Source organism: Streptomyces johnsoniae, assembly GCF_031845565.1.
Classification (GTDB): domain Bacteria; phylum Actinomycetota; class Actinomycetes; order Streptomycetales; family Streptomycetaceae; genus Streptomyces; species Streptomyces johnsoniae.
In genome coordinates this window covers 1-443 of the sequence record NZ_JAVREV010000081.1, presented here as the reverse complement: position 1 = coordinate 443, position 443 = coordinate 1, and the positions used below count along the sequence as shown (strand labels likewise).

General features: G+C 71.6%; 1 protein-coding gene. It reads left to right on the top strand.

Annotated elements, in window-relative coordinates:
* Positions 1-32: 32 nt before the first annotated feature.
* On the top strand, positions 33-443 hold a 411-nt coding region (locus RM779_RS33360), incomplete at its 3' end, for a ketoacyl-synthetase C-terminal extension domain-containing protein (RefSeq protein WP_311621546.1).

Genomic DNA, 443 nt, shown 5'->3' with positions numbered 1-443 from the left:
TGCGGCATGGGGTGTTGCCGCGGACGTTGCATGTGGATGAGCCGTCGCCGCATGTGGACTGGTCGTCGGGGGATGTGCGGTTGCTGCGTGAGGAGGTGGCGTGGCCGGAGTCCGGCCGTCCCCGCCGCGCGGGCGTCTCCTCCTTCGGCGCCAGTGGCACGAACGCCCACGTCCTGGTCGAGCAGGCTCCGGAACGCGACCCCGCGGACGATGCCCCCGGGCCGGACATGCCCGCACCGCTGATCGTCTCCGCCGCCGGTGAGGCCGCGCTTGACGCCATGGTGGGGCGGGTGCGTGGCTGGGTGCTGGAGCGTTCTGAGGTGTCGTTGGGTGATGTGGGGTTGTCGTTGGCGGTGGGGCGTGCGGGGTTGGGGCATCGTGCGGTGGTGTTGGGTGGGGATGAGGTGCGGGGTCGTGTGGTGGTGGGGTCTGATCGGCCGGTG